Here is a 19,151-nt window from a genome sequence, read left to right on the forward strand (position 1 = left end):
ATCAGCAGTCCAAACGGGGGATTTTTGCCCCATGATCGCCTTCAATATAAAACACTTCAATCTGATCAATATGAACTATCATCTTTCTCCCATCCAACTCGTTAATGTTTGTCGTTTCCGTTTCTATGATTACATAATCGCTGACCACTGTCTCTATGATACCGATAATCATAAAGGGATATTGGGGAATCAAAATAAACGCTCGCTCGTTCTTACCCTTCTTAAACGCTTCAGTTAAGGATACTTGTCTAATGGCATTAATATCCTGCGATTGCCTACTCTGCATAAAAAATAACCTCCTCATTTGATTTATGTTAACGGCAACCGGGTATCGGGATCAAAAGGCATGAAAATGGCAATTTGCTCAATCGGGAAGCGGAGCGGCGTGGGAAAACGATAAAAGGGTGCATTAAACATTTTGATAATGACCGGGTCGAGTGTAATGTAGCCGTTGGCGACATGGGTTAGCTTGCCGGTAAATATGCCTCTGAAGGTTTGTCCCAATAGATTTAATTGAGCCGATTTGGTCACAATTAAAATATTTTGATCCAGCATTTCTATAAACATTTTATTTTCCGGTAATGTAGAATCCGAACCATGTTGAGTCATGCTTTATTCCTCCTCGTATTCATATGCTTTGCTAAACGACGATGCTTTCTTGGGTATTATCATTTCCACACCTTTCTTACGATCTCGAACGCTTCCGCATAGGGGACCCCGACCGTCATTCCCCTGACCCGGGCCAAATAGGCTACGCCGTCATAGGAACGCGGATGCGGAAACGGACGCATTTCTACCTCGTAGTGCTTCAGAGCCGCCAATTTGTCATAGATGGTGTCGCTAATGTCTACATAATAATTGGGCTTAAAAGTTCTATCGTCTGTATGTCCTGTCCATTCACTGGAAGATACGGTTTCAAAGCATACTATTTCCAATAGAGCACTGCCAGGAAGAGGGCGCGCAGCCGTCATCACCGCTTGAAACGTCACTTGATGATCGCGGTTTAAATCACCGTAATGATGAGTAAAAATCATAGCCGGATCGTATGTGGCAATTAATTCTTCGATTTTTTTGTTAACCACATGAAGCGGAGAGCATTCAAGCTCCAGATTGGGAAAATTCAAAAAAATCGTCTCATGGATGCCCAAATGCTGGTTCGCCTTCATTGCTAATTGACGTATATGATGGTCCTCTTCCTTTCGGCCTTTGGCCGTGATGACGGTAATCACCTCATATCCATTTTGAATCAATTTCTTGATCGTCCCTCCTGAACCCAGCAATTCATCGTCAGGATGAGCCGCAATGAGGAGAACGCGTTTCTTCATCTTTGTCATCCTTCCTTAATTGGAATATCGCGCGTGTGGATGCCTTAAAAGACATCTTTTTCTTAGATTATGATAGTTTTATGCAGCAGCAAGACTAAAAGAAACGGTTAGTGCGGAGGTCCTGACAATTTCAATAGACCAAAAAGATACCCTCTGCCTTCCCGGGTACCCAGCTTTATTATCCATATCCTGATCCCTTGTGGGATCATATCATTAAATGTCGATTTCTCTGAGTGACAATGGAGTAACACAGAATTATAATAAGATTACAAAAAATGTTCCATGAGTTTTTTCCGGGATTCTTCCAGTTAGGGGCGATCGATGATGCTACCGTCTAATGTTGAACAAATGAGTCTCGCTATCTTGAATTCACTGATGAATCAAATTGCTTTGATTGATACAAAAGGCACAATTCAATTTGTAAATAACGCTTGGAAAACGTTTGCCCTAAACAATGGCGGTGATTTGTCCCGCTACGGGATCGGCGCGAATTATTTGGATTATTGTGATCAGCACAGTGAGGTGTATGAAGGCATCCTCTCTGTGCTCTCAGAGAAAAAGACATCCTTCTCTTATGAGTACCCTTGTGATTCCGCCGATGAGAAAAGATGGTTTTTAATGCATGTGACTCCCTTAATCGTTGAATTTGAAGTGATAGGCGCAACAATTGCTCACATCAATATCACAGACCGTAAAATCATGGAAGAAAAATTGCTGGAATTAGCCATATTGGATCCGTTAACATCTTTACATAACCGCAGATATTTGGAAAAGAAATTCAAAGAAGAAATGGCCAGAGCCGCTCGATATCATCACCCTTTATCGTTTATCATTTTGGATATTGACCATTTCAAAACGATCAACGATACCCATGGCCATCTCGCCGGAGATGAAGTGTTGGTCAAGATTGCGGACACCGTACTTGAGAGCACAAGAGAAACCGATATTTGCGCGAGGATCGGCGGAGAGGAGTTTGCTATCCTGTTACCGGAAACCGATGAAAAGGAGGCCCTTTCCATCGCAAGAAAAATACATTCCGCCATTCAACATTTACAGATTCCTATGGAAAAATTGACTTTGTCTGTCACTGTCTCCATGGGGATCATGACCAAGTCAACGGACTTCGATATGCAAGAGATGATAGAAGAAACCGACAAAGCGCTTTATTCGGCCAAAAACAACGGGAGAAACAGGATATGCGTTGTTTAAATGGGAAATGGGGCTTCTCGCGGGGCTGTTTTGATTCAAAAATCAAGGATGGCTACAGCTCTCACTGGAGATCCGTCTCCATCCTTAATTTTTAGAGGAAAGCCGTAAAACATAAAGGTTGTGCCGCAGGGCAGCTGTTCCAGATTAATCAAATTCGTATAAGTGATAATGCCTATCTCCAGAAGGCTTCTCTCCAATTCTTCCGTAAGCTTTCCTCCCACAAAAGTCGGATTGGCTTGTTTGATCCGCTCAAACTGTTCCATTCCGATCTCTTCCATAAAAAATAAGCCTTGTCCAACCGGCCACTCCCAATCACAGGTGACTACCTGCGCCGGGCCGCAAAATCGTTCCACTGGGATCTGATCAATGGCTTTACCTTCCTTATGCATATGGGAGAAGGCATCGACATGAGTACCGGCATGGGTGCCCAACGTCATTTTACGCAGCTCCCAGGTATGTTCTTCATGGGTATGGACCACTTCGACCTTCACCTCCGGATCACCCGGATAAACTGGCATACGATCAAAAATCGTCACCGACAAATCAATGACCCTCATGTCTTCCTCCTCTATGTATGCTTGCGCTTTTTTTGTTGAGCCTTACCCGTTTGATCGATTTCATAATCATCTTTAATCAGAGTGATCTGATAGCGTATCTCTTGGGAATGCAGCAGGGTCGCTGGATTCATCATCAATAAGACAAGCAGCAGTATGGGGATCAAGGTTTCTGCCTCGTCAATGAACGGCTAAGTCTATTGTACAAAAAATGGCCCCAGCACTTCAATGGGGCCGTTCGGCTTTTAATCGACTAATCGACTAGTTGTATGTACCATAAATAGGAGGTGCCAATGAAGCAACTTTCCTATTTTGTTTTCCCCGTGTTTTGTTCCTAACCTTCAATAACTCCGCCATAATGCTTATGCTGATTTCTTCAGGTCCTTCCGCTCCTATATTCAAACCGATAGGCGAAAAGATATATTCAGGCAGCGGATCGGGCATTGCTAAACGCTCTGTTCTTCGCCTAGGCCCCAGCACTCCCAGATAGTACGGAGGTGCTTGCATTAAATTACGCAAAATATATTGGTCCCGCTGAAAACTGTGAGTCATAACTAGAACATAACTTTTATCGTCTATTGCTGTATTTTTGAAATACGTTTCCGAATGCTCTACGATGAATTGATCTACCGTCGGGAATTGTTCCTCTCGGCGGAGATCCCCTCTCGGATCAATGATTGTCACATAGAAATCGGATTGGTAAGCCAACCGTGCCACAGGTTCTACGTCGGGTCCTGCGCCAAAAATGTATAGTTTTTCTCTGGGCTCCAATAACTCAAATAACAAGTCCGGGCCGATTTCGGGTAAGCGAAGGAGTTTGATTTTCCTTCCGCTTTCAATAAATTTTCCTACCTCTGGAAGAAGCATCTCCGCAAATGGTTTTATCCTGTCTCCAAGTACCGCTTCCTGATTTGCATATATAATTTGGAACCCCCCGTCAGGATCTTGACTTATGCTTTTTACACTCACAACCGTGTTTCCCGATTCCAATAAAGATTCCGCCTGCGGCCAAACAGGCTCATGATGAAACTGTGGTTTATATGTCCACTCGCAGGGCTCCACATATATTTTTATACTTCCGTTACAACCTGCTCCTTGACCCCAGGACAAATCATCCTCCGATCTCAAGTCGTACGTCAACGTTTTGGGTTGCCGGCGATGAATGACTTCTTGAGCGTGATAAAACAAATCTTCCTCTAAACATCCTGCACTAATCGTTCCATACGTTTTCCCGTGTTCACAAATTAACATCTTCGCTCCCGGGTGTCTGTAGGCGGAACCATCCACATCAATAACGGTCGCCATAGCGAATCTGGTTTTAGTTTTTTCTTTCATTTTCCTTAAAAGTCTGTAAAAATCATTCATGTTCCCGTCCCCCTACCACGTGAATAAGCTGAAGACGCAAAGTTATGCCCAAATGTAAAGTGCCGGATTCCGGGGTGCTGCGTTTCTTTCACAACACCCCGGAAAATCAAATCCGATATCCCAAAGACGATTCCTTAAACGAATCATAGTCTTCGGCAGCTAATAAGCCGAAGCTTCGGTCATGCTTACGTACCGGCGCTGTTGGAGCGCATCACCGCCGCCGCCTGCTTTACCGCACTGACAATGTTCTGGTATCCCGTGCACCTGCACAGATTGCCGCTGATCGCTTCTCGGATTTCCTCTTCTGACGGATCCAGATTTTGAGCAAGAAGATCGTGCGCCGAGAAGATGAAGCCGGGCACACAATAGCCGCACTGGAATGCGTCCTGGTCCCAAAAAGCCTGCTGGACCGGATCTAGTTTTTTTCCATCGGCAAGGCCCTCGATGGTCGTAATGCTTGCTCCGTCAACGCTGGCGGCCAAAATGAGGCAGGATTTCATGGTCTTCCCGTCTACAACGAGGCTACAAGCGCCGCAGTCCCCCCCGTAGCAGCCGATATGAGTTCCCTTCAGGCCCGCCTGATCTCGAACTACTCTAGCAAGCAGATCACGATCTTCGATTTGGACGCTGTGTTCCACCCCATTGATGCAAAGCGAGATTGAGCGCCGGGGAACCATTTGCTCCTTGGAGGACCCCAGCATGGAAGACGGTGTGCTCATATGTTTTTAACCTCCTTTAGATTCTCAATGGCACGTCGGGCCACAACACCCACGACTTCCCGCCGGTAATCACCTGCGGCCAGCACGTCGCTCCAAGGATTTACAACCTTCGCACGGACGATATCGGATATATCAACGCCCTGAAGGATCCCATCCTCATCCATGACCGACGATATGTCAATCCTCAGCGGCCTCGGCTCCACTGCGCCAAGCGTAATCGATTTTTCGCCGGTATCTTCATTGAGGATTGCTGATGCCGTAGCAATCGGCCAGCTGCTTGCACTAATCTTTAATTTGTAATATCCGGCTCGCAATCGGTGACGAGGAATGACCAATGATGTAACGAACTCTCCCGGGTTGAGATCGACACAAAATGCGTCGAGAAAGAAATCCGCAGCAGCCACCTCTCGCTCACCCTCCTTACCGGTGACCTGCAGCTTCGTGCCAAGAGCTGCCAGAACAGCAGGGATATCAGACGATGGATTCGCAAAGCAGGCTGAACCGGCCAGGGTACCCAGGTTGCGCACTTGGCTGCCTCCCGTGATTCCGCGGGCAACCTGCGGAAGCAAAGGAATGGCTTCAGCCAGCGCCTGCGAGGCCAGCACGTCACTATAGGTGACCATAGCACCAAGCCTTACTTGGTCGTCTTCCACCTCAATGGTGTTTAGGCCAAGTCCGCGCAGATCGATAATGTGATTCGCTATGACCTCATGCCGATTCATCCTCGGCAGCAGCCAAGAGCCGCCGCCAAGCACTACCGCATCGTTTTCGTATTCATCCAGCATAGAACAAACTTCCTCTGCCTTTGCAGGACGATGATACTTTAGCTGGGTATGAATCATGACCGCACCCCCGATCGGATTGCTTTTAGAACGTTAGGCGGATTAAGGGGCATATTGTGGATACGTACCCCTAGCGGATGAAGTGCGTCGTTTACGGCATTCGCTATGCTTGCAATAGCTCCGCCTACTCCGCTTTCTCCGGCCCCTTTCATCCCGAACATCGAATAAGGAGACGGTGTTTCCTGATGATCCAGTTTTAGATTCGGTATATCGGCCGCACGCGGCATAAGGTATGTCTTAAAGTTCGTCGCTAAAGGCTGTCCGTCCGGACCGTAGGGACTCGATTCAAACAGCGCGCCGCCAATGCCCATAGCAAGCGCCCCATGAAGCTGTCCGTCGACAAAATTTCGGCTGACGATCGTTCCACAGTCACCGACAGCGAAATATTCCTTCAAATCTACTTTCCCGGTTTCCCGGTCAATTTCGACCACACACAAATGTGTAGAGTAAGGAAAGCTCGGGTACGCAGAAGATCTCCCCTTGTCATCGGGTAGGTTGATTACATTGCCCGGCTGTGCGAAGCGTGTGGACTCCAACTGAGGCTCCTCCAGCCCCCGGATCGCAAAGGCCCTGCGGTAAATCTGATCTACCACATGCTTAAAGGAAAGACTTTTTCCTCCGTCTTTATTCACACGAATTTCCCCGTCTGCGAAAATAAGCTCATCCGGCTCCGCATCTATAAGCACGCCTGCAGCCGTTGCCAGCTTCCGCTTGATGTCTCTCGCCGCAAGTACGGCTGCGGCTCCGCCTATCGTTATGCTCCTACTGCTGAAATTTCCGTAGCCGTACGGAGCTACGTCGGTGTCTCCCTGCAGCACGTCAATATGGTCAACGGATATCCCAAACTCGCGGGCGACGAGAACTGCGATGCTCGTTTCATTTCCTGAACCCGGACTCGTTACGCCGGTCATGACCGTCACACCCCCGGACGGGTTCACCCGGACCGTGGTAGTATCGTAACCGCGCGACAGGCTGCTGGCGAAGTCACCGCCTTCCGGCGTCAGTTCAAAGGCCATCCCCACGCCAACGAGCCGACCTTCTTGCCGGGCCACCGCTTGGTTGCTACGCAGTTGCTCATAATCGGCAAGCTTTAGCAGCTTCTCCAGCGCACCAATATAATTGCCGCTGTCTAGTCTTTTGGACTGTGTCCAATATGGAAATTCGTCAGCCGGGATGAAGTTGCGTCTGCGAACCTCGGCAGGGTCCATGGACAACTTCTCGGCAATAAGGTCAACCATCCGCTCGATGGCAAGCGCGGCCGCCTCTTTGCCGTAGCCGCGCGCCCCTGCCCATGGCCCTTTGTTCGTTACGACAGCAGCCGATTCAACATCATAGTTTGCTACTTTGTACGGACCGGGAAAAGCCATGGCGGCAGGGTAGATCATACTCCACCCGCCCCAGGACGCCAGGGCTCCGACGTTCCCGAGAATCCTGTTACGCATAGCAAGGATTTTCCCTTCGCTGTTGAAGGCGACCTTAAAGCGATGCTCGAACTCGCGGGCGCCGGCAAGCAGCGAATCCGCGCGTGGCTCAAGATACTTTACCGGCGCACCGACAAGCCGGCTGAGGATACAGACAAGCGATTCCTCGTGATAGCCAAAAAACTTTGCACCGAAACCGCCCCCTACACGCGGTTGGACAACTCGAACGCGTGTCTCCGGCACATCAAGTATGGTCGCTAGACTTGTGCGAAGCAGATGGGGATTTTGCGTTGAAGCGTACAGTGTAATCCGGTCTGTAGGATCCCACCATCCTAAATAGCCGCGGGGCTCCATCGGCGCGGTCTGGTACCGCTGAATATGAATTTCATCCTCGATAACGTGCTCCGCCTCCTCAAGGACCCTGTCGGTATCGCCCTCCGCATAGGCAATTCGGACGATTACATTATCTTTCCAATCATCGAAAACCAAGGGTGCATCTGGTTGGAGAGCGTCCGAGAGCTCGACAACCGGTGGAAGAACCTCATATTTTACATCTATGGCATTAAGCGCAGCCTCCGCGTTGGCAAGAGAATCTGCAACCACCGCTGCCACCAAGTCGCCGACAAAGCGCACTTTATCAACGGCCAAGCATCGAAATTCGAACGTCTGGCCGCCGATAAAGGACGGGTCGAAAAATGAGTGCAGCGGACCCGCATATTGTAAAGCTTCCTGACCTGTCAGAACCGCTTTGACTCCAAGTGACGCACGAGCACGGCTCGTATCGATACTGACGATCCGCGCATGCGCGTGCGGGCTTCGCAGAATCGCCGCATGCAGCGTTCCGGGCAGCTCGATATCGTCTAGATATCTGCCTTTACCAGTCAGTACAAGGTCTCCGTCTTTCCTACGAACGCTGCCGCTGGAGTGTGACGTTTGAGATGCTGACGGTATCGAAGAAGTCATATTCATATCGTCCTCTTCCTTTCCATTTTGAGCGGTCACTTACTTAGAAGCCTTATGTAGATGCAATCGTTGGTCACCATGGGTTAGCAAAGAACCCGACTTACATTCTGGAATTTTCTGTAAGTTGGTAAATGGGCATCACCTCCGGATGGAGTCGTTTGAAGCCGGTTTGTGCCTTTTATTTATGATTTGCAGAGAAAGAAAATCAATAGAGGGGATGGATAATGAAGATATGACAGCGCTTTCGAAATGTAATTCTGAAGATATGCCTTAGAAAACCATCCAAAACGGTATTCTCACTGTAAACGATTGAATAGCCTCTAAACCACGGGAATTTTCATAAGAAGCTTCAAAGAACTAATTCTTGGCTAATTTCAAAATCTTTCTTGCTTCATCGGGGGTTGCGATTTCCTTGCCTAACTCGGCAACAATACGCTTCGTTCGTTCCACAAACTCCGCATTGGATTTCGCTAAGACTCCCTTGGAATAATAGATGTTATCTTCCATTCCGACGCGGACATGTCCGCCGAGCGAGAGTGTAGCAAGCAATATGGGAAGATGCATTCTCCCAATACCGAAGGCGCTCCACGTCGCATTTTTCGGAATTAAATTTTTCAAATAGACTAAGTTTTCGACAGAAGCGCCAATACCTCCCGGAGCACCAAGGACAAACTGATAGTGAGGAGGCTCTTCCAATACTCCATTTTTCAAATAATATTCGGCGTTATAGATCATGCCGGCATCGAATATTTCAATTTCGGGCTTCACGTTATTTTCATTCATCTTTTGCCCGAGCTTCTCAAGAAAGCTCGGTGTATTCATGAATACGGATGTATGCCCCCAATTCATGGTACCGCAATCAAAGGAAGCCATTTCGGGCCTCAAACCGATGAATGGCTTCATTCGCTCTTCATCAGAGGCAGCCAAATCGCCTGAGGTGGTTAGGTTGATTACGATATCGCAGCGTTCTCTAATCAGCTTTACCGTTTGTTCAAATTTCTCAAAATTCATTGAACCTTTACCCTCATCGTCCCTAACATGAATGTGGGCTATAGAGGCTCCAGCCTGATAACACGAATAAACTTCATCCGCTATTTCGTTCGGCTGTAAGGGTACGTATGGCGTATCTTTCTTTGAAGGCCACGCTCCTGTAGGCGCTACGGTTAGTATTACTTTTTCCTCCATGTGATCCCTCTTTCCAACGTTCAGATCGATCATTATGTAACATGGATTGACTCATTCATTGAAATGATCTTATGTTCTGTAGATAGGCCAGACATCTTTTCGCCGATGCTCCGGGAGCCGTTAGGAGCGGAACAGAAGAATGCACCTGACCAGCTACATGCTCCATGCTGTATTGAGACAGAACAATCACGTCCACCTTCCCGTCTAACTGCTGAATCATGTTCCGTATTTGTTTGTCATGCTGTTCTTTTTTTCCTTGGAAGAGCAAATGTATAAGTCCTGGTTCTACTAAAGACTCCACATGAATACCCGGTTTTTTTCTTTCTAAGTAGCCTTGTAATGCCACGGGAGTTTCCCTTAGAGAAGAAACTAATCCGATACGATCATATCCCAATGCTTCGTCAAGCATCGCTTCATCCGAACGGAACAGCTTGACGGGATAAAGCGGCTGTAAAATGTCCGTGGCGTCATTAAAAGCGGAACAAGTGAGCTGAATACAATCCACGTCCGATTGTGCAGCTAAATTCAGAAGTAACGAAAATCGCCGGATAATTTCAGGTGTTAGCGATCCTTCCTTCCCTAGCATGGAAAGCAATCCCGTATCCATGAAATGAAACAGCTCTACTTCTTGCGACTCTTGTTGAAATGCTCTAACCATTGGATCTACGGCAGTTGTTGTAGCATGAATCACACCAATTTTCATATGTAACCTCGCATCTGTGGTTAAGGTAAGTTGTATCGTCCATGATCTTTTCAAGAAAATGCATCAGCGCTGGAGCTAAGTGAAAATCCACAACGGATAGTAAGCGTTTTCATCATTATCTTACTACATTTAATCCCGCTGGTAAAATACATATAAAGAATACATTTTATTGAAGATTTGCATAACTCAAAAAGCGGATGGACCGTTAAATTACAATATTATTTAGAGTAATCTATAACCCGATAGAAATAAACTTATCCTCCAAATATTCATCGATTCCTTGGTGTCCTCCCTCACGTCCGATCCCGCTGTGCTTCATTCCCCCAAACGGAGCTTGCGGAACGGCGGGAAGCGCGTCGTTCATACCGATCGTTCCGAATTCCAACGATTCCATCATTCGAATCGCGCGGTTAAAATTCTGGGTATAGAAATAGGCTGCCAATCCATATTCCGTATGATTTGACATTCGAACGGCTTCTTCTTCCGTATCAAACGGGATGATTGGCGCAACCGGTCCGAACGTTTCTTCGCGCATAATGACCATATCGTCTGAAACATTCGTTAGTATTGTCGGTTCATAGAACAGGCCGTTAGCAAATTCATTCCGGTCGAGCCTTCTGCCTCCTGAAATGACACTAGCCCCTTTATCTATTGCGTCCTGAACATGCTTTTCCACTTTGTTAAGGCCTTCAATGCTTACCAAGGGGCCCACTTGTACATTCGGGTCCGTACTGATGCCCACCTGCAAGGACCTGACCTTGTTTGCGAATATCTCTGTAAATTGGTCAATAACCGAACGGTGGACGTAAATACGGTTGGCGCAAATACAGGTTTGTCCTGCGTTTCTAAACTTGCTTGTAACAGCGCCGGCCGCCGCCAGCTCTAAGTCGGCGTCTTCAAATACGATAAGCGGAGAGTGACCTCCGAGCTCCATAGACAGCTTCTTGAGACCCGGCGCCGATTTGGCGACCAATTGCTTCCCAACCTGAGTCGAGCCGGTGAAGGAGATCTTCTTGACTGCCGGATGTTCAAAAAATTCATCGGTGATTTCCCCGTAATGACCGGTTACGATGTTGATCACACCTTTTGGGAAACCCGCCATTTCTACCAATTTCGCAAAAGCTATGGCGCTGACCGGCGATTTTTCAGCCGGCTTAACAACCCCGGTGCAGCCTGCCGCCAAGGCTGGCCCAAGCTTTCTAGTAATCATCGCAAGAGGGAAATTCCATGGAGTGATCGCGGCAGTCACACCCATCGGCTGCCTAATCACCATTAATCTTTTGCTCGCTACGGAAGCAGGGATCGTTTCTCCATAAATCCGCCGTCCTTCCTCCGCATACCAGCCCAGAAAGTTTGAAGCGTAAACAACCTCACCCGCAGCCTCGGTGACCGGTTTTCCCATTTCAGTACTCATGAGCTCTGCCAATTCGTCTTTGTATTCAAGCATTAAACCTTTCAGCTTTATTAAATACTCTGCTCGTTCATATGCCGATAATCGGGCCCATAGCGGAAAAGCGGCTTCCGCAGCCTGTATGGCTTGTTTCGTTTCTTCACGGCCTCCATTAGGCACCTTGCCAACCACCTCGTTGGTCGACGGGTTAGTCACTGTTAATTCCGATCCGTTATACGAGCGTAACCATTCTCCGTTGACATACATTTTCAAGTTAGAAAAATCGATAAGAGATATCATGTAAATGCCCTCCAAATAGATTTAAATGTAATTTTGTCCTTACATTAACGGATAATGACGGATTCACTTACCTTAAAAGCCGCTTCTGTCTTTTCCCGAATTTCTTCAACCGTAACCCCTTCCTGGGTTTCTACCAAAACCATGCCTTCTTCCGTAAAGTCAAAAACGGCCAAATCCGTGATCAAGCGATGAACAACACCCTTCCCTGTTACTGGAAGTTCACATTCTTTTTTCACCTTCGATTCTCCCCGCTTGTTTACATGTTCCATTACGACAAGAATCCGCTTTACCCCGTTAACAAGATCCATCGCACCGCCCATACCTTTGACCATTTTGCCGGGAATGATCCAGTTCGCCAGGTCGCCTTTTTCCGAAACTTCCATGCCGCCTAAAATCGCCAGGTCCAAATGACTGCCGCGAATCATGGCGAATGATTCGGCACTATCAAAGAAGGAGGCACCTGAAACGACGGTCACCGTTTCTTTGCCTGCATTGATTAAATCAGCGTCTTCTTCACCTTCCCAAGGATAGGGACCGATTCCTAACAGACCATTTTCGGAATGAAGCATCACTTTGTAGCTCTCAGGAATTTCGTTGGCAAGGAACGTCGGTATGCCGATTCCGAGGTTTATGACCATACCATCCTGTATTTCCTGCGCAGCCCGTTTAACAATTTTCATTCTGCTGTCCATGATGCCCTCCCCCTCTATGTTTTTATTCGAACGGTTCGCCGTTCTATCCGTTTTTCATAATTGTCACCTTTCAGCAGCCTTTGCACATAAACACCGGGAGTGTGGATTTCGTCAGGGTTCAGCTCTCCGGCTTCAACAATTTCTTCGACTTCCGCAATGGTTATTTTTCCGGCGGTTGCGGCGACAGGATTGAAATTTCGGGCCGTTTTTCGATAAATTAAATTTCCGAACGTATCTGCCTTCCAAGCTTTGACTAAAGCAAAGTCGCCGATGATTCCTTGTTCCAAAATATAGGTTCTCCCGTTGAATTCCCGGTGTTCCTTCCCTTCAGCCACTTGTGTACCGACACCTGTCGCAGTATAAAAAGCAGGAATACCCGCTCCGCCTGCCCGAATCCGTTCGGCAAGCGTGCCTTGAGGTACCAATTCCACCTCAATTTCATTGTTTAATAATTGGGTTTCGAATACTTTGTTTTCCCCGACATAGGAGGAGATCATTTTCTTGATTTGTCTGTTGGCCAGCAGCAGGCCAAGTCCCCAGTCGTCTACTCCGCAATTGTTGCTGACCACAGTTAGATCCTTCGTTCCTAAATCCCTTAAGGCTAAAATAGACTTTTCCGGAATTCCGCTTAAACCGAAGCCGCCTACGATTAATGTAGCCCCGTCATGAATATCCGCAACCGCTTCCACAAACGATTTCTTGACTTTTTCATTTATCATAGGAGCCCTCCCTGCTAAGTCAGTTTTCGATTAATCTTCAAAAATGGCCACAGGACGCGCCCATCCGGCGCTAGCCCCTTTGATCTTCACCGGAAATACAGAAACCTTGAACCCGAACGGTTTCGGCAGCAGCCCCAGGTTAGCCAGTTTTTCAATTTGACAGTACTCTTTATCTTTCCCGACAAAATGAGCAGCCCACAATACTCCATCGCGGGGATTTTTTTTGTAGTCTTCCGCTTGCAATCGAAACGGTATATCCCATCCCCAGCCATCGGTCCCCATCACTTTGATTCCTTGGTCGATAAGCCAATGGGTCGCTTCGGCCGAAACCCCTACGTGCGATTGGAAATAATCGTCCTCATAAAACCTTTTATCCGCATCTGACCTGATCATTACGATATCAAAGGGCTTCAGTGTGTATCCGATATGATCAAGCTTTTGCTGAATATCTTCAACCGAAAGCTCATGTCCGATCGGCTTATCTGTAAAATCCAGCAATACTCCATCCCCGTAAAACCATTCTATAGGCAGTTGATCAATCGTACGGGCTGGTTTTCCTTCACAAGTAGGCCAATAGTGATATGGCGCATCTACATGTGTCCCCGTGTGTGTGGCCAATGTAATATTCTCAAGAGCCCAGGCTTTGCTTTCGGGAAAATCTTCCTTCTTTAAATCAAACAATTTGGCGGCATTGATAGCTCCGGTTTCATGGGATTCATATCTGATTTCCGGAACAAACGGTTCCTTCGCTTCATTATCAATCGGCACACTGAGATCATAGAACCTCATATTCTCTCTTTTCATTCGACATCTTCCTCCCATAGTAGTTTAATATACTGAATATTCGATAAATTCATCACGGTCTTTCCCGTTAACGGTAAAAGGGGGTGTGTCCCTATTCAGTCTTACGGTCTTTCGATGATCGTTGCAATGCCTTGCCCCCCTCCGATACATAATGTAGCAAGTCCGTGACGAGCTTTTCTACGCTTCATCTCATAGATGAGAGTTACCAAAATCCTTGCTCCGCTGGCCCCGATCGGATGACCCAAGGCAATCGCTCCACCGTTAACGTTCATAATGCCGGGATCAAAATCAAAATGGCCGGCAAATGCCAGCGATTGAGCGGCAAACGCTTCGTTCGCTTCGATGAGATCGATATCCGACATTTTCAATCCGGCCTTTTCCAGCGCCAGTTTAGCTGCCGGCACGGGACCAATCCCCATGATCGCCGGATCAACGCCGGCAGCTGCGTTGGATCGAATGACTGCCAGCGGTTCAAGCCCGAGGGATAAAGCTTTCTTTCGGGTCATGATGACTAAAGCAGCAGCGCCGTCATTAATTCCTGAAGAGTTTCCGGCCGTTACCCTACCCTCTTGTTTAAAAGCAGGCCGCAGCTTGAATAGTTCTTCCAGGCTTGTATCCGAACGTGGATATTCATCCCGATCTACACGAATCGGATTCCCCTTGCGCCTCTGAATATCTACAGGCACCGTTTCTTCCAAGAAACGACCCTCCGCCATGGCAGCTCCCGCTTTTTTCTGACTTTCATAAGCAAACCGGTCAAGCTGTTCACGCGTAAGGTGGTATTGGTCGCACAAGTTTTCCGCCGTAATGCCCATATGATAATGGTTAAACGCGCACATCAAGCCGTCGTGAATCATGCTGTCAACTATCGTTTGATCACCCATTTTAAATCCTGAGCGCGCTCCTTGAAGCAAGTAAGGGGATTGGCTCATGCTTTCCATTCCGCCCGCCACAACAATTTCGTTCTCTCCGCTTCGGATCGATTGCCAGGCAAGCTGTACAGCCTTCAGCCCTGATCCGCATACTTTATTGATTGTCATTGCAGGCGTCTTCTGCGGGACTCCGGCGTAAAGAGCAGACTGACGGGCTGGATTTTGTCCTAATCCTGCTTGCAGAACGTTGCCCATGATCACCTCATCGACATCGGCCAGATCGATTTTGGCCCGGTTCAAGACATCTTTTATAACGAGTGAGCCTAATTGAACTGCCGACACATCCTTAAGCATTCCGTTAAAGCTGCCAATAGGGGTGCGAGCGGCACTGACGATGACAACATCTTCGGTTCCCACAACCAACTCCTCCTCCGGTGTTACATAAATCCATAATTGGTATTTTCATTTAATTGTAGTTTACTACAAGCGCTTTCATAGGTAAAATACATATGAAGAATATGATTTATGAATAATGATTATAAATTGAGGTGTGGTTATGGATATGCGTCAGCTTAGCTATTTTTTAGAAGTTGCCCAACACGGCAGTTTTTCCAAAGCAAGCCAGAATCTCTATCTTTCGCAGCCCACCTTAAGCAAAACGATAAAAAACCTTGAAGAAGAGCTCGACGTGCTTTTGTTCAATCGCTCAACACGGCATATCCGCCTTACCGATGCGGGTGAAATCCTGCAAACCCATGCGCAGATTATTATGAATTCGCTTGAGAACCTCAACTCCGCCTTGGCTGACGTGAAGCAGATTAAAAGCGGCAAATTTACATTAGGACTGCCTCCGGTGATTGGAGCCAGCTTTTTCCCAAAGATTCTTGCACGGTTTCACCAATTATACCCGAAAGTCGAGATCCAGCTGGTGGAAGAAGGCGGTAAATTAATCGAGCAGTCTTTGTTGGAGGGAAGCATTGACCTTGGCATCATGGTGCTTCCCGTCGATGAGGAATTGTTTGAGGTTGTGCCTCTGATCGAACGCGAGCTCGTGCTCGTAGTGAATCCGACACATCCTTTAGCCAATTGCAGCCAAATTTCGTTAAAGGACTTAAAGGAGGAATCTTTTATTCTGTTCCGTAAAGGCTTTGCCCTGCATGACCGGGTCCGCGATGCATGCATTCGTAACGGTTTTGAGCCAACCATCATCTACGAAAGCGCACAATGGGACCTTATCAGCGAAATGGTTTCGGCCAATCTCGGCATCTCACTTTTACCGGAAACCATCTGTAAAAAGCTTGATCCGGCTCAAATCCGCTGTATCCCAATGATTGAACCTAAAGTCCACTGGAACATAGCGATCATTTGGCAAAAACACCGGTACCTGTCTTATGCGGCTAGAGAATGGATCCAGTTTGTGGAGAAATTCTTCGGGAGTTATCCTACAAAAATGAACTCTTGATCCGTGTATGCGGTGTTCTTATACGCTTCATTTATCCCCAATTGATTTACTAAATCTTTAGAAACGTGCTTTACTTTCAATGTTGTATTCCATGTATTTTGAAATGGCGTTGGAGTAATTATGATCTCCTTATGGTTAAGCCACCTCGCGCTAAGCGGTTTATCCCCTTCCATGTTAAAACCATTAGAATTTTTAAAACCCGTCATATACCATGGGTGTTCATTTTCTTTCTTTACTCCTGCTTGATTTAAACATACATACAAGGAAATATCATCGCATAGCTGCAATAACCGAAAATGCCTCGAAACAACATTTGGACTTATGTCTTTTAGCGCGACTCTAATTCTTTCTTGTCTATAACGCTCGTGATGATAAAAACGAACACATTCACCATTCGTGGAGTTATGAAATATGGGAAATGATGTATAGTGGAGACTGCATAAAAGAGCAGCATATGGGTTTCCTTCCTCAATTTCATCCATTCCGATTCTATACAAGGCCAATTTAGGTAACAGCGGGTAATCCATAAACGAAAACGGTGATGAGGTCCGGTCATTCCAAATCGGTGTATCATCGAGCCTTATCCAGCTTCTATCGTGCTCATGCACAGCACAGACAACGTCTTCAAAATAATCATCTTCTACGAAAAACGGCTTTTTAAAGTGACTTGCAATCCTTCCTGACAGTTTCGCGTGGTCATGTTGTGTAATCATGATAAACTCTTGTTCCGTCTCACGAATAATCACCCGATCACTTCCCTCATAAATGCTGGACACGTTCACGCTTCTGTTTATGGGAATCGGTTTGAAGCTGTGGTTCCGCTTGAAAGGAATGCATCTTCGTTCCTCCTTGTCAATGAACAACCAAGTTCATTGTACAAAAAACGGCCCCATCACTTCAATGGGGCCATTCGGCTTTTCATGGAGGTTCAGTATATAATTTTTACGCTCCGCGTTTGCGGCAAATACTCTACATGGGCTCCTAATACCTCGGACAGCAAGCGTACCGGTATCATCGTGAGCTCGTTTTCCAATCGGGCCGGTGATTGAGTGGGTTGTTCGATACCGTTAATCGCATACTCGTTACGCCCCGTAAAGAATGTGATCTCCCGGCCGCTCTTCGTATAGATCGCGGCTTTGCGCTTATCATCCCATGTAACGTCAGCGCCTAGTGCGGCGGCTAAGTCCCTAACCCATAAATATGAGGTGCCTTCGTCAATCAACGGAGCTCTTTTCAACAGAAACTTGATGTTATCCAGTGTATAGCTATCATCGTCCAGCTTGAAGGTGACCACGTGCCGGACTTTCTCTTTTTGCTCTGCCGCCAGCTTCATATACGCTGCAATATCTTCGTGCAGCTTCTGCTTACCGATGCCTTCGACCGGCTCCGTATGAAAATTCCATGATTTCTCAAGCGTTTTGGATACTCCGTTCTCGGTGACACCCAGCTTCACAAACGCGGAATATGAGGTGTCAGGCTGCAGCGGCTCGGGTGGAATTAAGATGACGCTGTTAGTTAAATGATCATCATTGCTCGGACTGTTTTGCAGCAGCTTCACCGGTTGACCCGATTCATCCTTCAGCGTCGATTCAAGCAGCCGGATTTCGCTAATGCCGCTTCCCGTTACCGAAACCATAAGCGGGTATCCGACAGGATATTTTCTTGAAGCATACATGCGAATGGGATCCGGCGTTTCATAGCCGTCAAAAAGCAGCGGGACATAAGGATCTCCCGGAGCGGGTGATACCGTCATCTCCGTATCGGATTTTTCTCCATACCCGAACACAATGACCACATAATCTCCGACCATATCAATACCCGCTTCCGTAACATGAGGCATTAAAAAGGGCTCGCGGTGATATGGCGCATCAAAGAGCTTATCGACGGACTCCACAAGATTTCCCGTATTGAAGGATACATCTTCCCCCACGCCGCGATAATACCCGGCATATACTGCGCGTTCAGAAAGGGTTGCCCCGGTATAACCGGGCATGCCTTTCCTTTGGTCATGCAGCGAGTCCGAAGTCGTCTGCGCAATACGGTTCATATTCAAATATTGGGCATGATTCTTGGCTGCTAACGTCAGATTCCTGTTTAGCTTTAAAGGCTTTAACCCGTACAGCATCCGATAATCATTGATCGCCTTCAAGCCCAGCTGATGAGTCTGTGAGAAAGTGGCAGGAACCTCGCTTAAAGGATTCCTCGCTATAGTGAACGTCCAATCCAAAAAAATAGGCTGGTAACCGATAAATTGCAGCTGTACTTCAACCGAATGCTCTCCTGGCTCTAATCCCACAGCCGGTGTATAGGTAAAACTCATCGTTTCTTGATCAAAGGTCCCCGGTACCTGATTTTGATCCAGCTTCATCTGAAACGAACCGACCTGTAATCCGTTCCAATCGCCTAGCTCAAATCCGATGACCGGTTTGGATATGCCCACCGTTCCTTTCGGATAAACCTTATAAGTGAAAGCTCCCGCATCCGCTCGGGGAGCCGGAATCATCAGCATGGCCATCATCATCCAAAAAGCGAATAACAACTTCCATGTCCTAGACGCAATACCCTTTTTCACCTGTCATTTCCCTCCAATCATGTATGCTTAGGCTACTCCCTGCCGACCTCTTTT

General features: G+C 47.2%; 20 protein-coding genes. 2 read left to right on the forward strand and 18 right to left on the reverse strand.

The features are described from left to right. Position 1 precedes the first annotated feature (1 nt). Genes ACZYR9_RS00930 through ACZYR9_RS00940 form a run of 3 tightly spaced genes read right to left on the reverse strand, consistent with a single transcriptional unit; the run spans position 2 to position 1,325 of the window. A complete protein-coding gene (locus ACZYR9_RS00930) occupies positions 2-286 on the reverse strand; it encodes a hypothetical protein (protein WP_488976572.1) in 285 nt (94 codons plus the stop codon). Positions 287-309: 23 nt separating this feature from the next. Further along, positions 310-609 (reverse strand): hypothetical protein, encoded by a 300-nt coding sequence (locus ACZYR9_RS00935; protein WP_488976573.1) that lies wholly within the window; start codon positions 607-609, stop codon positions 310-312. Between the two features lie 59 nt (positions 610-668). Beyond that, positions 669-1,325 (reverse strand): PIG-L deacetylase family protein, encoded by a 657-nt coding sequence (locus ACZYR9_RS00940; protein ID WP_488976574.1) that lies wholly within the window; start codon positions 1,323-1,325, stop codon positions 669-671. 321 nt (positions 1,326-1,646) lie between these two features. Here ACZYR9_RS00940 and ACZYR9_RS00945 point away from each other — a divergent pair, with 321 nt between their 5' ends. Further along, positions 1,647-2,534: a sensor domain-containing diguanylate cyclase gene (locus ACZYR9_RS00945; RefSeq protein WP_488976575.1), complete on the forward strand. Its 888-nt coding sequence runs from the start codon at positions 1,647-1,649 to the stop codon at positions 2,532-2,534. Between the two features lie 35 nt (positions 2,535-2,569). On the opposite strand, the gene ACZYR9_RS00950 is transcribed toward ACZYR9_RS00945, so the two are convergent. From ACZYR9_RS00950 to ACZYR9_RS01010, 13 genes are all read right to left on the reverse strand, one after another. Further along, positions 2,570-3,091: a cyclase family protein gene (locus tag ACZYR9_RS00950; RefSeq protein ID WP_488976576.1), complete on the reverse strand. Its 522-nt coding sequence runs from the start codon at positions 3,089-3,091 to the stop codon at positions 2,570-2,572. A gap of 11 nt (positions 3,092-3,102) precedes the next feature. Then, positions 3,103-3,255 (reverse strand): hypothetical protein, encoded by a 153-nt coding sequence (locus ACZYR9_RS00955; RefSeq protein WP_488976577.1) that lies wholly within the window; start codon positions 3,253-3,255, stop codon positions 3,103-3,105. Between the two features lie 94 nt (positions 3,256-3,349). Beyond that, a complete protein-coding gene (locus ACZYR9_RS00960) occupies positions 3,350-4,453 on the reverse strand; it encodes an XdhC family protein (protein WP_488976578.1) in 1,104 nt (367 codons plus the stop codon). Between the two features lie 185 nt (positions 4,454-4,638). Beyond that, the gene (locus tag ACZYR9_RS00965; RefSeq protein WP_488976579.1) at positions 4,639-5,172 is read right to left on the reverse strand and encodes a (2Fe-2S)-binding protein; all 534 of its coding nucleotides are present in this window, start codon (positions 5,170-5,172) and stop codon (positions 4,639-4,641) included. Continuing rightward, complete coding sequence (locus tag ACZYR9_RS00970) at positions 5,169-6,014, reverse strand: FAD binding domain-containing protein (RefSeq protein ID WP_488976580.1); 846 nt, start codon at positions 6,012-6,014, stop codon at positions 5,169-5,171. Before ACZYR9_RS00970 ends, ACZYR9_RS00965 begins: the two co-directional genes overlap by 4 nt. Continuing rightward, on the reverse strand, positions 6,011-8,404 hold the full coding sequence (locus ACZYR9_RS00975) for a xanthine dehydrogenase family protein molybdopterin-binding subunit (protein WP_488976581.1): 2,394 nt from the start codon (positions 8,402-8,404) through the stop codon (positions 6,011-6,013). Before ACZYR9_RS00975 ends, ACZYR9_RS00970 begins: the two co-directional genes overlap by 4 nt. 351 nt (positions 8,405-8,755) lie before the next feature. Then, a complete protein-coding gene (locus ACZYR9_RS00980; RefSeq protein WP_488976582.1) occupies positions 8,756-9,583 on the reverse strand; it encodes a beta-keto acid cleavage family enzyme in 828 nt (275 codons plus the stop codon). A gap of 55 nt (positions 9,584-9,638) precedes the next feature. Continuing rightward, entirely contained in the window at positions 9,639-10,340 is a 702-nt protein-coding gene (locus ACZYR9_RS00985; protein ID WP_488976583.1) for a hypothetical protein, read from the reverse strand. 178 nt (positions 10,341-10,518) lie between these two features. Beyond that, complete coding sequence (locus tag ACZYR9_RS00990; RefSeq protein ID WP_488976584.1) at positions 10,519-11,976, reverse strand: NAD-dependent succinate-semialdehyde dehydrogenase; 1,458 nt, start codon at positions 11,974-11,976, stop codon at positions 10,519-10,521. 44 nt (positions 11,977-12,020) lie between these two features. Continuing rightward, on the reverse strand, positions 12,021-12,668 hold the full coding sequence (locus tag ACZYR9_RS00995; protein WP_488976585.1) for a 3-oxoacid CoA-transferase subunit B: 648 nt from the start codon (positions 12,666-12,668) through the stop codon (positions 12,021-12,023). A gap of 14 nt (positions 12,669-12,682) precedes the next feature. Then, entirely contained in the window at positions 12,683-13,387 is a 705-nt protein-coding gene (locus ACZYR9_RS01000; RefSeq protein ID WP_488976586.1) for a CoA transferase subunit A, read from the reverse strand. A 30-nt stretch (positions 13,388-13,417) separates the two neighbouring features. Further along, positions 13,418-14,191, reverse strand: coding sequence for a cyclase family protein (locus tag ACZYR9_RS01005; RefSeq protein WP_488976587.1), 774 nt, complete (start codon positions 14,189-14,191; stop codon positions 13,418-13,420). A gap of 101 nt (positions 14,192-14,292) precedes the next feature. Then, positions 14,293-15,480 carry an acetyl-CoA C-acetyltransferase gene (locus tag ACZYR9_RS01010; RefSeq protein WP_488976588.1) on the reverse strand — a complete coding sequence of 396 codons (1,188 nt, stop codon included), beginning with the start codon at positions 15,478-15,480 and terminating at the stop codon, positions 14,293-14,295. A gap of 139 nt (positions 15,481-15,619) precedes the next feature. Between ACZYR9_RS01010 and ACZYR9_RS01015 the strand changes: the two genes are divergently transcribed. Then, the gene (locus ACZYR9_RS01015; protein ID WP_488976589.1) at positions 15,620-16,525 is read left to right on the forward strand and encodes a LysR family transcriptional regulator; all 906 of its coding nucleotides are present in this window, start codon (positions 15,620-15,622) and stop codon (positions 16,523-16,525) included. Here the strand turns inward: ACZYR9_RS01015 and ACZYR9_RS01020 are convergent. After that, entirely contained in the window at positions 16,501-17,271 is a 771-nt protein-coding gene (locus ACZYR9_RS01020) for a DUF3891 family protein (protein WP_488976590.1), read from the reverse strand. The genes ACZYR9_RS01015 and ACZYR9_RS01020 overlap by 25 nt on opposite strands. A 182-nt stretch (positions 17,272-17,453) precedes the next feature. Beyond that, entirely contained in the window at positions 17,454-19,097 is a 1,644-nt protein-coding gene (locus ACZYR9_RS01025; RefSeq protein ID WP_488976591.1) for a stalk domain-containing protein, read from the reverse strand. Positions 19,098-19,151 lie beyond the last annotated feature (54 nt).

This window comes from Paenibacillus sp. F024 (assembly GCF_057814255.1).

Coding starts and splice junctions, on each gene's coding strand:
- ACZYR9_RS00930 (WP_488976572.1), bottom strand. CDS start 286: ATGCAGAGTAGGCAATCGCAGGATATTAATGCCATTAGACAAGTATCC.
- ACZYR9_RS00935 (WP_488976573.1), bottom strand. CDS start 609: ATGACTCAACATGGTTCGGATTCTACATTACCGGAAAATAAAATGTTT.
- ACZYR9_RS00940 (WP_488976574.1), bottom strand. CDS start 1,325: ATGAAGAAACGCGTTCTCCTCATTGCGGCTCATCCTGACGATGAATTG.
- ACZYR9_RS00945 (WP_488976575.1), top strand. CDS start 1,647: ATGATGCTACCGTCTAATGTTGAACAAATGAGTCTCGCTATCTTGAAT.
- ACZYR9_RS00950 (WP_488976576.1), bottom strand. CDS start 3,091: ATGAGGGTCATTGATTTGTCGGTGACGATTTTTGATCGTATGCCAGTT.
- ACZYR9_RS00960 (WP_488976578.1), bottom strand. CDS start 4,453: ATGAATGATTTTTACAGACTTTTAAGGAAAATGAAAGAAAAAACTAAA.
- ACZYR9_RS00965 (WP_488976579.1), bottom strand. CDS start 5,172: ATGAGCACACCGTCTTCCATGCTGGGGTCCTCCAAGGAGCAAATGGTT.
- ACZYR9_RS00970 (WP_488976580.1), bottom strand. CDS start 6,014: ATGATTCATACCCAGCTAAAGTATCATCGTCCTGCAAAGGCAGAGGAA.
- ACZYR9_RS00975 (WP_488976581.1), bottom strand. CDS start 8,404: ATGAATATGACTTCTTCGATACCGTCAGCATCTCAAACGTCACACTCC.
- ACZYR9_RS00980 (WP_488976582.1), bottom strand. CDS start 9,583: ATGGAGGAAAAAGTAATACTAACCGTAGCGCCTACAGGAGCGTGGCCT.
- ACZYR9_RS00990 (WP_488976584.1), bottom strand. CDS start 11,976: ATGATATCTCTTATCGATTTTTCTAACTTGAAAATGTATGTCAACGGA.
- ACZYR9_RS00995 (WP_488976585.1), bottom strand. CDS start 12,668: ATGGACAGCAGAATGAAAATTGTTAAACGGGCTGCGCAGGAAATACAG.
- ACZYR9_RS01000 (WP_488976586.1), bottom strand. CDS start 13,387: ATGATAAATGAAAAAGTCAAGAAATCGTTTGTGGAAGCGGTTGCGGAT.
- ACZYR9_RS01005 (WP_488976587.1), bottom strand. CDS start 14,191: ATGAAAAGAGAGAATATGAGGTTCTATGATCTCAGTGTGCCGATTGAT.
- ACZYR9_RS01015 (WP_488976589.1), top strand. CDS start 15,620: ATGGATATGCGTCAGCTTAGCTATTTTTTAGAAGTTGCCCAACACGGC.